Source organism: Vibrio sp. IB15, assembly GCF_016406055.1.
Classification (GTDB): domain Bacteria; phylum Pseudomonadota; class Gammaproteobacteria; order Enterobacterales; family Vibrionaceae; genus Vibrio; species Vibrio chagasii.
This window is the reverse complement of the sequence record NZ_JAEFCE010000021.1, coordinates 65,184-77,007: the sequence shown is the minus strand read 5'-3', so window position 1 is coordinate 77,007 and position 11,824 is coordinate 65,184. Positions and strand designations below refer to the sequence as shown.

General features: G+C 45.7%; 16 protein-coding genes. 2 read left to right on the top strand and 14 right to left on the bottom strand.

What is annotated here, in order from left to right:
- Window positions 1–59: 59 nt before the first annotated feature.
- From hemW to JC606_RS10295, 7 genes are all read right to left on the bottom strand, one after another.
- Complete coding sequence (hemW, locus tag JC606_RS10325; RefSeq protein WP_137408529.1) at window positions 60–1,247, bottom strand: radical SAM family heme chaperone HemW; 1,188 nt, start codon at window positions 1,245–1,247, stop codon at window positions 60–62.
- Entirely contained in the window at window positions 1,247–1,846 is a 600-nt protein-coding gene (locus tag JC606_RS10320) for an XTP/dITP diphosphatase (protein WP_198778539.1), read from the bottom strand. The genes hemW and JC606_RS10320 overlap by 1 nt, the downstream gene beginning before the upstream one ends.
- Before the next feature lie 48 nt (window positions 1,847–1,894).
- On the bottom strand, window positions 1,895–2,326 hold the full coding sequence (locus JC606_RS10315) for a DUF4426 domain-containing protein (protein ID WP_137408531.1): 432 nt from the start codon (window positions 2,324–2,326) through the stop codon (window positions 1,895–1,897).
- Between the two features lie 28 nt (window positions 2,327–2,354).
- Window positions 2,355–2,645 carry a DUF167 family protein YggU gene (yggU, locus tag JC606_RS10310; protein WP_198778538.1) on the bottom strand — a complete coding sequence of 97 codons (291 nt, stop codon included), beginning with the start codon at window positions 2,643–2,645 and terminating at the stop codon, window positions 2,355–2,357.
- Between the two features lie 29 nt (window positions 2,646–2,674).
- Window positions 2,675–3,232, bottom strand: a complete 558-nt coding sequence (locus JC606_RS10305) for a YggT family protein (RefSeq protein WP_017069592.1) — start codon at window positions 3,230–3,232, stop codon at window positions 2,675–2,677.
- A 76-nt stretch (window positions 3,233–3,308) separates the two neighbouring features.
- Window positions 3,309–4,127 (bottom strand): pyrroline-5-carboxylate reductase, encoded by an 819-nt coding sequence (gene proC / locus JC606_RS10300; protein ID WP_198778537.1) that lies wholly within the window; start codon window positions 4,125–4,127, stop codon window positions 3,309–3,311.
- 80 nt (window positions 4,128–4,207) lie between these two features.
- Entirely contained in the window at window positions 4,208–4,912 is a 705-nt protein-coding gene (locus tag JC606_RS10295; protein ID WP_061032414.1) for a YggS family pyridoxal phosphate-dependent enzyme, read from the bottom strand.
- Between the two features lie 26 nt (window positions 4,913–4,938).
- Here JC606_RS10295 and JC606_RS10290 point away from each other — a divergent pair, with 26 nt between their 5' ends.
- Together JC606_RS10290 and JC606_RS10285 are read left to right on the top strand one after the other, a co-directional pair.
- Window positions 4,939–5,976 (top strand): type IV pilus twitching motility protein PilT, encoded by a 1,038-nt coding sequence (locus JC606_RS10290; RefSeq protein WP_061032415.1) that lies wholly within the window; start codon window positions 4,939–4,941, stop codon window positions 5,974–5,976.
- Window positions 5,977–5,990: 14 nt separating this feature from the next.
- Window positions 5,991–7,100: a PilT/PilU family type 4a pilus ATPase gene (locus tag JC606_RS10285; protein WP_137408534.1), complete on the top strand. Its 1,110-nt coding sequence runs from the start codon at window positions 5,991–5,993 to the stop codon at window positions 7,098–7,100.
- A gap of 59 nt (window positions 7,101–7,159) precedes the next feature.
- Here JC606_RS10285 and JC606_RS10280 read toward each other — a convergent pair whose 3' ends face one another.
- The 7 genes from JC606_RS10280 to JC606_RS10250 all read right to left on the bottom strand — a co-directional run bounded on the left by JC606_RS10280 (window position 7,160) and on the right by JC606_RS10250 (window position 11,810).
- Entirely contained in the window at window positions 7,160–7,330 is a 171-nt protein-coding gene (locus JC606_RS10280) for a hypothetical protein (protein ID WP_155647308.1), read from the bottom strand.
- 98 nt (window positions 7,331–7,428) lie between these two features.
- Window positions 7,429–7,851, bottom strand: coding sequence for a Holliday junction resolvase RuvX (gene ruvX, locus JC606_RS10275; protein ID WP_004738973.1), 423 nt, complete (start codon window positions 7,849–7,851; stop codon window positions 7,429–7,431).
- A 60-nt stretch (window positions 7,852–7,911) separates the two neighbouring features.
- Window positions 7,912–8,475, bottom strand: coding sequence for a YqgE/AlgH family protein (locus JC606_RS10270; protein WP_102424749.1), 564 nt, complete (start codon window positions 8,473–8,475; stop codon window positions 7,912–7,914).
- A gap of 108 nt (window positions 8,476–8,583) precedes the next feature.
- On the bottom strand, window positions 8,584–9,534 hold the full coding sequence (gene gshB, locus JC606_RS10265) for a glutathione synthase (protein ID WP_198778536.1): 951 nt from the start codon (window positions 9,532–9,534) through the stop codon (window positions 8,584–8,586).
- A 9-nt stretch (window positions 9,535–9,543) separates the two neighbouring features.
- Window positions 9,544–10,275 carry a 16S rRNA (uracil(1498)-N(3))-methyltransferase gene (gene rsmE, locus JC606_RS10260; protein WP_137408535.1) on the bottom strand — a complete coding sequence of 244 codons (732 nt, stop codon included), beginning with the start codon at window positions 10,273–10,275 and terminating at the stop codon, window positions 9,544–9,546.
- Between the two features lie 153 nt (window positions 10,276–10,428).
- Window positions 10,429–11,160, bottom strand: a complete 732-nt coding sequence (locus JC606_RS10255; RefSeq protein ID WP_102424752.1) for an endonuclease — start codon at window positions 11,158–11,160, stop codon at window positions 10,429–10,431.
- A 149-nt stretch (window positions 11,161–11,309) separates the two neighbouring features.
- Window positions 11,310–11,810, bottom strand: a complete 501-nt coding sequence (locus JC606_RS10250) for a SprT family zinc-dependent metalloprotease (RefSeq protein WP_102424753.1) — start codon at window positions 11,808–11,810, stop codon at window positions 11,310–11,312.
- Between the last annotated feature and the right edge of the window lie 14 nt (window positions 11,811–11,824).

Genomic DNA, 11,824 nt, shown 5'->3' with positions numbered 1-11,824 from the left:
GAATCTCGAATCTCGAATCTCGAATCTCGAATCTCGAATCTCGAATCTCGAATCTCAAACTATTCGTCTTCTTCGGCCATGAAGGCTTCCAGCAAATCGTTGAGGAAAAGTTTCCCTTTTTCTGTGATTTGCCAGTGAGTATCAGTTTCGTTCAAATAACCTAGCTCTTTTGCCCACTCAATTGTTGGCTGAACAGCGTCCAAACCAAGTCCTGTCGTATCAATGAAATCTTGCTTAGGGCATGCTTCCATCAGCCTGAAACGGTTCATGAAAAATTCGAAAGGGCGATCTTCGTTTGCTACTTCAAATTCATCCGAAATATAAGGCTTCACCATATTCTGGTAAGCCGCCAAATAGCCTCTAGGGTGTTTAACCTTAGTTGTTCGAATGATTCGTCCATCAGCAAAACTCAGCTTGCCATGAGAGCCGCAGCCAATACCCAAGTAGTCACCGAAGCGCCAGTAGTTGAGGTTGTGTTGACACTGGTAGCCCGGCTTGCTGTAGCCTGAGATTTCGTATTGCACATACCCTGCATCAGCGAGCTTTTTGTGGCCTAATTCGAAGATATTCCAGAGATCATCGTCATCAGGTAGAGCTGGCGTTTTGTAATAGAACATGGTGTTAGGTTCTATTGTTAGCTGGTACCAAGATAAATGCGGGGGATCTAACTCGATGGCTTTGTCTAGATCAGCCAATGCTTGATCGATACTTTGATCCGGCAAGCCATGCATAAGATCGAGGTTAAAGCTGTTTAGACCGATTTTATGTGCAAGGTGAGCAGCGTTGACCGCTTCATCTTGACCATGGATACGGCCCAGTCTTTCTAGCTTTTCTTGCTCAAAGCTTTGTACACCAACCGAGATACGAGTAATCCCTGCTTTTTGGTAACCAGCGAAACGCTCAGCTTCAATGGTGCCCGGGTTGGCTTCCATGGTGATTTCAATTTCAGGTTTGAATGGGGTGCGTTGCTCAATACCTTGAAGCAGTCGACCGATACCTTCTGGAGAGAACAGGCTTGGAGTTCCCCCTCCAATAAAGATCGAATGCAGAGGACGAGGTGCACCATTGAGTTGGTACTTCTCGATATCAGTATCGAGATCCTCAAGTAGCGCATCGATGTACTCTTTTTCAGGGATTTCGGCTTTCAGAGCGTGTGAGTTGAAATCACAATATGGACACTTTTGCACACACCACGGGATGTGTACATAAAGGCTAAGAGCTGGTGGAACGAGTGCTGTGTTGTGCATTACAGAGCTTGCTCTTTTAGTGCTTCGAATAGTGACGCTAGGGCCTTACCACGGTGTGAAAGCTGTTTTTTGCGTGAAGGTTCAAGCTCGGCAGATGCACAGTTCTCTTCTGGAACAAAGAATACAGGATCGTAGCCAAAGCCATTTTCGCCGTGTTCTTCAGTCAGAATTTGTCCTTCCCACTTACCATGACACACCAATGGTGTTGGATCATTTTCGTGACGCATTAGCACCAATACACAGTGGAAACGAGCAGTACGCTTTGCTACCTCAACACCTTGCATGGCATCAAGCAGCTTTTCGATGTTCTGCTTATCGGTAGCACCTTCACCTGAGTAACGTGCAGAGTAGATACCTGGCGCGCCCTTAAGGAAATCAACCTCTAAACCGGAGTCGTCAGCAATGGCTGGCAGCCCTGTCTCTTTGGCAGCATGGCGAGCTTTGATGATGGCATTTTCAATGAAAGTTGTTCCTGTCTCAGCGACTTCTGAAACGTTAAACTCACTTTGTGCGACAACGTCAAAACCAAACTCAGACAGAATACCTGCCATCTCGCGAACTTTACCTTGGTTGCCTGTGGCTAAAACAATCTTACTCATGGGGATGTTGCTCTAATAAGTTGGTGAACAGAAAAGTGAAGGCTGAACCTACTCTTCTATATAGAATTTTTGTGTGAATCGCAGTGGGCCTGTGCCTTTCAAACCTGCGTTAACATCAATATCAAAAGTGATGTTTTCTTCGTGTGTTACAGGGAACTCAGCTAGGTAATAAATCGCATCACCTTCCTTTATCTCGCGGAAGTTAAGTGTGCGAGTATTGCCCACAAGGTTCTTGGCTGTTCCCGTGATTTTAGCGGTTGTTGCTGGTTTGCCAAGGGAAGCTTTGTCTAGCACGCTGATGTTCAGAATCGCTGAGTAGCCATTTCGCTTAAGTTTATATTGCTTAGCGACTTGAGCCGTTAAAAATGTTGAGTTAAAAGCTGAGTAGTGAACCTCGACATCCTTAATGTTTTTAAATTGTCCTGCCGAGCTTGGTAGGGCAATAAGAGCGGTAAGTAGTGCTGTAATCCATAGACGCATAATGACTCCAATAAATAGCAAAAAGCCATCATAGGATGGCTTTGACTTCAGTGGGGGTTTGGCCTGGCGAGCATATTCGAACTTGTTTGTGCCGGCCGAGCTCTCCCTTTTCAATTTTAATTTGCCCTTTAGCTACCTTAAATTGTTTCGCAAGGTATTTCGCTAAGTGGGCATTGGCTTTGCCATCTACCGGGGGAGCGGTGATGGCAATTTTGAGTTCCTCACCATGCAAGCCAACAATTTTGTCTCGGCTTGCTTTGGGTTGGATATAGAGTCTAAGAAGAATATCGTCTCCCTCGACCCAAACCGCTTTTGGCATCGTCAAAGTACCTGATGTTCGTACTTGAATTATAGCTGATACCAAATAGGACCAATCATGTCACCCATTAGGAAGTTCGCAAACTGAAGAACAATGAACAGAACCAGAACGCTTAAGTCGAAGCCACCCATATCCGGTAGGATGCGGCGGATAGGCATTAGCATTGGCTCAGTCAGTTGATGGAACACATACTCGATTGGGCTGCGACCTTGACTAACCCAGCTTAGGATTGCACGGATTAGTAGTACCCAGAAAATCAAACCACCCGCCGCTTTAATCAGAGATAGTCCGCCAAAGATTAGGAAGCTGATGTCGAACACAGCCGCGCCGCCAGAGATAATTAAGTTGAGAGCGACGAACTTGAGTACACATAGCACATAAGCGAAAACAACCGTTGCCAGATCTAGGCTGCCGATCGACGGAATAACTCGGCGTAGTGGAGCTACTACTGGTTGTGTCGCTTTTACGATGAATTGTGAGAACGGATTGTAGAAATCTGCACGTGATGCTTGTAGCCAGATACGCAAGATCACAACCATGATGTAAAGATCAAAAACGGTCGAGATCAGAAAGCTCATCGAGTTCATATTGTTTCCTTTTTCGGATTTACTTGCCGCTTAGATATCACATGAGCGACGCAAGGCTTTTGTACCTTGATTGGTACTAAAACAGTTTTTCCATCTCTTCAGCTCGAGCAACTGCCGCTTGCATGGCTTTGGCTACGATGTCTGATAGTTGATGTTCATTAAACGTGCGCAGTGCTTCGGCGGTAGTACCACCTTTTGAAGTCACTTGCTCACGCAGTGTAGATAATTCTGTATCTGGATTCGCGACCACCATCTCTGCCGCGCCTAATGCCGATTGCTGCACTAGCTTGCGGGCCGTCTCTTGGTCGAAACCTTGATTGACTGCTTCCGCTTGCATCGCTTCCATAAACAGGAAGAAGTAAGCCGGGGCGCTGCCTGCCGCTGCAATAATGTTGTTGATACCAGATTCTTGTTCTACCCAGCTCACTTCACCTACAGCTTGCATTAGCTGTGATGCGAAATCTTTATCTGCTTGGCTAACGGTTGAATCAGCATAAAGCCCACTCATGCCTTTCCCAAGCTGTGATGGCGTGTTTGGCATTACACGAACCAGGTTCAGTTGGCAGTCTAACATCTCATTGAGTCGATTCGCATTAATACCTGCGGCAATTGAGATTACCAGTTTGTTGCTAAAGTCGATGCTTTGTAAGGGTTTACATACATCGGCCATCATTTGCGGTTTCACCGATAATACAACAACGTCTGCTTGCTCAGCTGCGGCAATATTATCGCTGGTGGTATTGATGCCGTATTCTTGCTCTAACGGCACTCTTCTCGTGTCAGAAGGCGCTGTCGCCGTAATCTTTTGCGCTGGGTAACCACTCGCTACTAAGCCCGCTACAATTGAGCGAACCATGTTTCCCGCCCCGATAAAGGCGATGTTCTTATGTTCCATATATCAAATCCTGAGCGTGTCGCTACGCGGTGAAAGCGGAGCGGTATCAATACTTATACTTTTTTGGTTGTTAGGTGTCGCTATTTCGCGTAATCACGAGCACCAAAAATCGCGGTTCCAATGCGAACCATGGTGCTGCCAGCCTCTACTGCTGCGTCCATATCACCACTCATGCCCATCGAAAGGGTATCAATATCAGGATATTTTGCAGCTAGCTTATCTTTTAGCTCTGCCAGTTGAGAGAAAGCGTTAAGCTGTGATTGATAGTCAGAGACGTTTGCAGGAATCGACATCAACCCTCTTAAAGTGAGGTTGGGCAGTGAGGAAATCAACTCTGCCAGTGCAAAAACTGACTCTTCAGATGTGCCAGACTTGGACGCTTCACCACTGGTGTTTACTTGAATTAACACTTGCAAAGGTGGAAGCTCGCTTGGACGTTGGTCATTCAGTCTCTGAGCGATCTTATCACGATCGATGGAGTGTACCCATGCGAAGCTTTCTGCGATAGGGCGAGTTTTATTTGACTGGATTGGACCAATAAAGTGCCATTCCAAATTTAGGTTAGAATGTTGTTCTGAAAAGTGTTTTACTTTATCGACACCTTCTTGAACATAGTTTTCACCAAAGGCAATTTGGCCTCCGAGTGCGGCTTCTAGAATCGCATCAATCGGTTTAGTTTTGCTGACGGCTAAAAGTTGCACGGACTCTGGAGCTCGTCCGCACTTTTGCTCAGCACTACGAATCTGTGAGGTGATTTGTTCGATATTTTGTTGAATACTACTCATAGCTGACTTTACTTAAGGGAAAATAAATGGATATCACTGAGTTACTAGATTTTAGTGTAAAGCATAACGCGTCAGATCTACATCTTTCTGCGGGTGTATCTCCAATGGTACGTATAGATGGTGAAGTAAGGAAGCTTGGAATACCAGCTTTGAGTCATGCTGATGTGCACCGTTTGGTTTTTGAGATCATGAGCGACTCGCAGCGCGGTGAGTTCGAGGAAAAACTGGAAGTCGACTTCTCTTTTGAATTACCCAATGTCGGTCGTTTCCGTGTTAACGCTTTTAACCAAGCCCGTGGCTGCTCAGCTGTCTTTCGAACTATCCCTGTCGAGATACCAACGTTAGAGCAGTTAGGCGCTCCTGATATCTTTGAAAAGATTGCTAATTTCGAAAAGGGTCTAGTGTTAGTTACAGGCCCAACAGGTTCTGGTAAATCGACTACTCTTGCGGCGATGGTGGATTACGTTAACCGTAACCACAATAAGCATATTCTCACCATAGAAGACCCGATTGAATTTGTTCACACCAACAATAAGTGCCTAGTGAACCAGCGTGAGGTTCATCGTGATACTCATAGCTTTAAAGCGGCGCTGCGCAGTGCGTTACGTGAAGACCCTGACGTTATCCTTGTTGGTGAACTTCGTGACCAAGAAACCATTAGTTTAGCGCTCACGGCTGCAGAAACTGGTCACTTGGTTTTTGGTACCTTACATACCAGTTCTGCGGCAAAAACGATTGACCGTATTATCGATGTATTCCCGGGGAGCGACAAAGACATGGTGCGTTCAATGTTGTCTGAATCATTACGCTCGGTGATTGCCCAGAAACTATTAAAGCGTGTCGGTGGTGGTCGTGTGGCTTGTCATGAAATCATGATGGCGACACCGGCGATCAGAAACTTGATTCGTGAAGATAAAGTCGCTCAGATGTATTCAATCATTCAAACAGGCGCAGCACATGGCATGCAAACCATGGAGCAGAATGCGAAGCAGCTGATGGCCCAAGGTTTGGTTGACTCGGAAGAGGTCGAGAAAAAGATCGAAATTGAAACCTCAATGTTCTAATCAAGGTGTACATAATGGAATTGAATCAAATCCTTGAGGGAATGCTTTCTCAAAAAGCGTCCGATCTTTACATCACGGTTGATGCGCCAGTCTTGTTCCGTGTCGATGGTGAGCTGCGACCGCAAGGCGAGAAACTGAATTCGGCTCAGGTCGCTCAATTACTTGATGCGATGATGGATCAAGAACGACGTGATGAATATCAGCAAACGCGTGAGGCTAACTTTGCCATTGTACGTGATTTTGGTCGCTTTCGTGTTAGTGCGTTCTTTCAGCGAGAGCTACCTGGAGCAGTGATTCGACACATCGAGACGAACATCCCAACCTTTGAGCAATTAAAGCTTCCTGATGTATTACAAGACCTCTCAATTGCTAAGCGTGGGCTTGTGCTGGTGGTTGGGGCTACGGGTTCTGGTAAATCGACCTCGATGGCGGCGATGACAGGCTACCGCAATACCAATCGTTCTGGGCATATCTTGACGGTTGAAGACCCGATAGAATTCGTCCACGAACATAAGAAATGCATAGTTACTCAGCGTGAGGTAGGGCTCGACACCGAGAGCTATGAAGTCGCCCTTAAAAACTCGTTGCGCCAAGCGCCAGATATGATTTTGATTGGCGAAATCCGTAGCCGCGAAACCATGGAATATGCGATGACCTTTGCTGAGACGGGTCACTTGTGTATGGCAACTTTGCACGCGAATAATGCCAACCAAGCGTTAGAGCGTATTCTTCATTTGGTGCCTAAAGAACAGAAAGAACAGTTCCTGTTTGATCTGTCGATGAATCTGCGTGGTGTGATTGCTCAGCAGTTAATTCGAGATAAGAATGGCAGCGGGCGTCATGGTGTATTTGAAATTCTACTCAACAGCCCACGAGTGTCTGACTTGATTCGTCGCGGTGAATTGCACGAGCTAAAAGCAACAATGGCAAAATCAAAAGAAGTCGGCATGCAGACCTTTGACCAAGCTTTGTTTGATTTAGTTGTAGCGGGAAAGATTAGCGAAGAAGATGCGTTTCATAGTGCCGATTCGGCTAATGACTTACGTTTGATGCTAAAAACCAGACGAGGTGATGATGACTATGGAACTGGAGCATTATCTGGCGTGAAAATTGATATGGGTTAGATTAAAAAATAAAAAGCCAGAGCTCTTTTGACGGAGAGATCTGGCTTACCATTGTTGTTCTAGTTGCTGTTCAACGAGCCATGACTTCTTCGACTGTCGTCGTAGTACATATTGCCACTATTGAATCCTGAATTGGTTTTGCCATCATTCATGTAACTAGCGCTACTAGACCCTGTGGAGCTGCACGCAGAAATGGTTAGAGCGGCGAAGATTGCTAGAAAAATTTTCATGTGAACTCCCACTTACCTATTGATGAATTGCATCGTCTTTACGGCGAGAAATTCGTGGGGATCACAAATCGGGTTGCTTTTTGCTCACTTAATTTTCGTTAAGAATATTGTGCTTCAAACCAGCTTTCGAGAATGACAACTGCGGACTGGTTATCAACATTTCCTTTACTTAATGCTTTGTAGCCACCCATGTCAAAGAGGTCGGCTCTTGCTTCTGCGGTCGATAATCTTTCGTCATGCAACTCAACATCAACACCAAAACGACCTTTTAAGCGGTTAGCAAATTTCTTTGCTCTTGGTGTGATGGTCTCTAGATCACGACCGTGAAGATCCGTGGGTAGCCCGACGACGATAAGATTTGGTTGCCACTCTTTAATCTGTTTTTCGATATCGTCCCAGTTCGGGATACCGTCTTTAGCTTTAAACGCTTTTAAAGGGCTCGCTGTGCCAGTGATTTCTTGTCCAATCGCGCTGCCGATACTTTTTGTACCGTAATCAAATGCCATAATTGTTCGTGACATGGGGTTTCCAAATTTATCTGTGTTTGAGAGTGTCTGTTTATTTTATTTAGCTGATTTGAGCTAGGCGTGACCAGCGTCTGCTGAAAGCTGAGCGGCATTAATACCTAACATTTGTACCGCAACTTTCCAGCGATCTGAAATTGGCGTATCGAAGATGACTTTAGGGTCGGCCTCAACGGTTAACCATGAGTTCTCGGTCAGTTCGGTTTCCAGTTGTCCCGGTTCCCATCCTGCATACCCAAGTGCGACTAAATAATTCATCGGCTCATCTTCTGTGCCCAACACCATCAAGATATCTTTTGAGGTTGTTACTGAGATTTGGTCAGTCATATTGATGCTGGATTGATAGCTGCCTTTGGGCTTGTGCAAAATAAACCCACGGTCTTCAGCAACCGGTCCACCGTTTAATACCGGCTTATCAAGGCTGGCTTGATTCGGTTTTGGTTGTTCAGATTCAACCTCAACTTGTTTGAGCATACTACCGACAGTGACATCGATGGGAGCGTTAATCATTAACCCCATCGCACCTTCCTCGTTGTGTTCACAGAGGTAGATTACCGAGTTTTGAAAGTACGGATCTTTCATCCCGGGCATAGCGACCAAAAAGTGGTTCGTTAGGTTCATAGAGCCTCCTGCCAGTGTGTTCCCAATAAAGGAAAAGAGCGGCGTAAAGCCGCTCATTCTATCCCTAAGACGTATGTGTGAAGCGCTAGGGCTTTCTTTTAGCTTAGGTTATTTTGCATTAACGCGACGCTCAATTGCATCCATTAATTTGCCCGTTACCGAGATATCGAAAGCGGCTTCGATTTCGCGGATACATGTAGGGCTCGTTACGTTGATTTCAGTTAGCTTATCACCGATGACGTCTAGGCCAACGAAGATTAGACCTTTTTCTTTTAGTGCAGGAGCAACCGCTCTTGCGATCGCCCAATCTGTGTCACTTAGATGACGTGCTTCACCAGTACCGCCAGCTGCAAGGTTACCTCGAGTTTCGCCTTTAGCAGGGATTCGAGCTAGGCAGTAAGGCATTGGCTCACCGTCAACTACAAGAATACGCTTATCACCGTTGCTGATGTCAGGAACGAAAGTCTGTGCCATCGCGTAGTTTTGACCGTGGTTAGTCAGTGTTTCTATGATCACTGATACGTTTGGATCGCCTTCTTTCACACGGAAGATAGATGCACCACCCATACCATCAAGTGGTTTAAGGATTACGTCGCCATGCTTCTCGCGGAATTCTTTAATTTTCTCCGCTTTGCGAGTCACGATGGTGGTTGGTGTTAGTTCAGGGAACCATGCTGTGAACAGCTTCTCGTTACAGTCACGTAGGCTTTGCGGTTTGTTTACGATCAGTGCGCCATTCTCTTCAGCACGCTCAAGAATGTAGGTTGCGTAGATGTACTCAGTATCAAACGGAGGATCTTTACGCATCAGTACAGCATCTAAATCAGATAGCGCGATAGTCTGTTCTGACTTGAATTCATACCAACCATTTGGATCTTCTTTGAGCTCAACGACCTTAGTGTCTGCAATCGCTACGCCTTGATCTAAGTGTAGATCATTCATTTCCATGTAATGGATTTCGTAACCACGACGCTGAGCTTCAAGCATCATGGCAAAGCTAGAGTCTTTTTTGATGTTAATGGATGAAATTGGATCCATTACGATGCCAAGTTTGATCATTTTTTTCTCCTAGCCTAGATCGCCAAAACGGACTTGTAAGGCAGTAATTGCGGTTAGAGCTGCTGTTTCGGTACGAAGTACACGTGGGCCGAGTAGCGTCTCTTCAAATTTGTATTGTTCTGTCATGCCGATTTCTTCAGCCGACAAGCCACCTTCAGGGCCGATCAATAGGCGTACCTTACTGATAGGTTCTGGAAGGGTATTAATTGAGTATTTTGCACGAGGATGTAAGTTCAGCTTTAATGCTTCACTCGGTTCACTACACCACTCTTCAAGTTGCATGATAGGGCGAATCACTGGAACTGTATTTCGACCGCACTGCTCACATGCTGCGATCGCAATTTTCTGCCACTGAGCGAGCTTTTTCTCGAAGCGTTTAGCATCTAGTTTAACGCCACAGCGTTCTGAAATCAGAGGAGTGATGGTGTTTACACCAAGCTCTACCGACTTTTGGATAGTAAACTCCATTTTGTCACCACGTGAGATCACTTGTCCTAAGTGTAAGTCTAATGGAGATTCACTGCTGCGCTCGATACGCTCAGTCACGTCAACAGTGACACTCTTCTTTGATACTTCAGTGATTGTCGCTGGAAATTCAGCGCCGCTGCCATCAAAAAGAAGAACTTCTTGACCTTCTTTCATACGAAGGACACGACCAACATGACCCGCGGCATCTTCGCCTAAAGCGAGTGAACCTAACTGGTGAATGAGTTCTGGGTGATGGATACGAGGGATTCTCATGCTGGTAAACCTATAAATAGTGTCATTAGGGTATTTTGTCTCTGCCTAACATGGATGCTTTCAGTTGAAAAAACAAGGGTAGAGCAAGAGTTTCAGGGGCAATTCTGAAACTCTTGTTTGAGACGGCTAGGAATGTGGGTTACGCGAGTGGTGCTATTTACAAGCTGGATAAACAAATGGGTTGTGATTCCCTTGGATGGCATAGATACGCTCATCACGAGTACATTCCCACTCATCGACAGGGAACTGCTTGTTCCACGCCATCATCAGATTGGTTTGCTGTTTAGATAGCTTGAAACCATATTCTTGGCTCATGTAAAGATAAGTTCGAGCGATAGAGCCTTTCGCTCTGTCTGGCGGCATCACCTTACGTTGCTTGAAGTTGACCTGCATTTCACACTGACCATAGCTTACTCCATCCATACCATTCCACTGACTGAAATTGTAGTTGGAGCGATCTCCGTTAACCTCACCAATCGCCGGCGTTAAGTTGTGAAGGTCGGCTTCCATGGATTTGAATATTTTGTCATTGCGGGTGCAGTTCTTGCGTCCACCGCCTTGCCAGCATTGTCGCTGGTGGCCAAATTGCCAAGCGGGAACCACGTGTTCCCACTCAATTCGACTGGCCCGTTTTTGTTGCTTTCGCACTTGATAACCACAGCCTGCAAGATCTGGAATGCCTTTCTTTTTGTCTTTCCAAGTAATGTCACAGCCACAATAGAATGAAGTCGGGTGATCAAGGTAAATCTTCACGGCTTCTTTTTTTGCTTTGGAGAATGAGCTTGGTGGAGCGGCGAAAACGCTTTGGGTTACCAGTAGGCCAAATACTATCGATAAGTAAAAAGACACCGATAGGCCAAATGCTTTTGGGGTGGTTTTATACATAGAAAAAGACTGATAAAAGTATGATAAACATCAGTCTAGCACTCAAAGGATGGATTTCTCCATTACATTTCTATCATGAATTCCATTGAGTGCAGTTTTCTAAATTGGCGAGGGGCGCGATAAAATAAAGCTGGCGCCGAGTCGGGGAGTTAGCTGAGTTGCGTGCCTGTAAAGGCCAAGGTTTGATTACACTGCTGGCAGCGGTAGCTTGACTGGTTACGTAACACCTTGTTGTGACGTCTGATAGAAAGTGGATAAACCGTGCAGGCACAGCGATACTCAAAGGTTTTTCCTTGCACTGAGGATATCTCAAAGCTATGGGTCGTTTTGGCTGGCACGTTGAATACCTTTTCCATCACGTATTTCCATTCATTCCCGTGAGGTCTCACTCGTCCAAAGACCTGATGTGTGATCAGATGTGCCAGTTCATGAGGCACCACCTCGTTAATGAAGGCATCCTCATTCTCGGCGAAGAGTACATGGTTGAGCTTAATTTCATTGAGCTGAAGGTAGGCCTTTCCTGCCGCTTTACCTCTTAACTTGTAAGTAATGGTCGGGCATGGGAATTCACGAGAGAAATGTTGATTAGCGATAGCTAGGCACTCGGCCAATTTCTTATTTGCTCGATGTTGTTGCGGGGTGTAAGACAAACGTTGTTAACTCC

Excerpts from the sequence above, each read along its gene's own strand:
- ruvX (WP_004738973.1), bottom strand. The coding sequence starts at position 7,851 with ATGTCACGAACAATTATGGCATTTGATTACGGTACAAAAAGTATCGGC.
- JC606_RS10315 (WP_137408531.1), bottom strand. The coding sequence starts at position 2,326 with ATGCGTCTATGGATTACAGCACTACTTACCGCTCTTATTGCCCTACCA.
- JC606_RS10255 (WP_102424752.1), bottom strand. The coding sequence starts at position 11,160 with ATGTATAAAACCACCCCAAAAGCATTTGGCCTATCGGTGTCTTTTTAC.
- proC (WP_198778537.1), bottom strand. The coding sequence starts at position 4,127 with ATGGAACATAAGAACATCGCCTTTATCGGGGCGGGAAACATGGTTCGC.
- yggU (WP_198778538.1), bottom strand. The coding sequence starts at position 2,645 with ATGCCAAAAGCGGTTTGGGTCGAGGGAGACGATATTCTTCTTAGACTC.
- JC606_RS10290 (WP_061032415.1), top strand. The coding sequence starts at position 4,939 with ATGGATATCACTGAGTTACTAGATTTTAGTGTAAAGCATAACGCGTCA.
- JC606_RS10270 (WP_102424749.1), bottom strand. The coding sequence starts at position 8,475 with ATGAACCTAACGAACCACTTTTTGGTCGCTATGCCCGGGATGAAAGAT.
- JC606_RS10320 (WP_198778539.1), bottom strand. The coding sequence starts at position 1,846 with ATGAGTAAGATTGTTTTAGCCACAGGCAACCAAGGTAAAGTTCGCGAG.
- JC606_RS10280 (WP_155647308.1), bottom strand. The coding sequence starts at position 7,330 with ATGAAAATTTTTCTAGCAATCTTCGCCGCTCTAACCATTTCTGCGTGC.
- JC606_RS10295 (WP_061032414.1), bottom strand. The coding sequence starts at position 4,912 with ATGAGTAGTATTCAACAAAATATCGAACAAATCACCTCACAGATTCGT.
- hemW (WP_137408529.1), bottom strand. The coding sequence starts at position 1,247 with ATGCACAACACAGCACTCGTTCCACCAGCTCTTAGCCTTTATGTACAC.
- rsmE (WP_137408535.1), bottom strand. The coding sequence starts at position 10,275 with ATGAGAATCCCTCGTATCCATCACCCAGAACTCATTCACCAGTTAGGT.
- gshB (WP_198778536.1), bottom strand. The coding sequence starts at position 9,534 with ATGATCAAACTTGGCATCGTAATGGATCCAATTTCATCCATTAACATC.
- JC606_RS10285 (WP_137408534.1), top strand. The coding sequence starts at position 5,991 with ATGGAATTGAATCAAATCCTTGAGGGAATGCTTTCTCAAAAAGCGTCC.
- JC606_RS10305 (WP_017069592.1), bottom strand. The coding sequence starts at position 3,232 with ATGAACTCGATGAGCTTTCTGATCTCGACCGTTTTTGATCTTTACATC.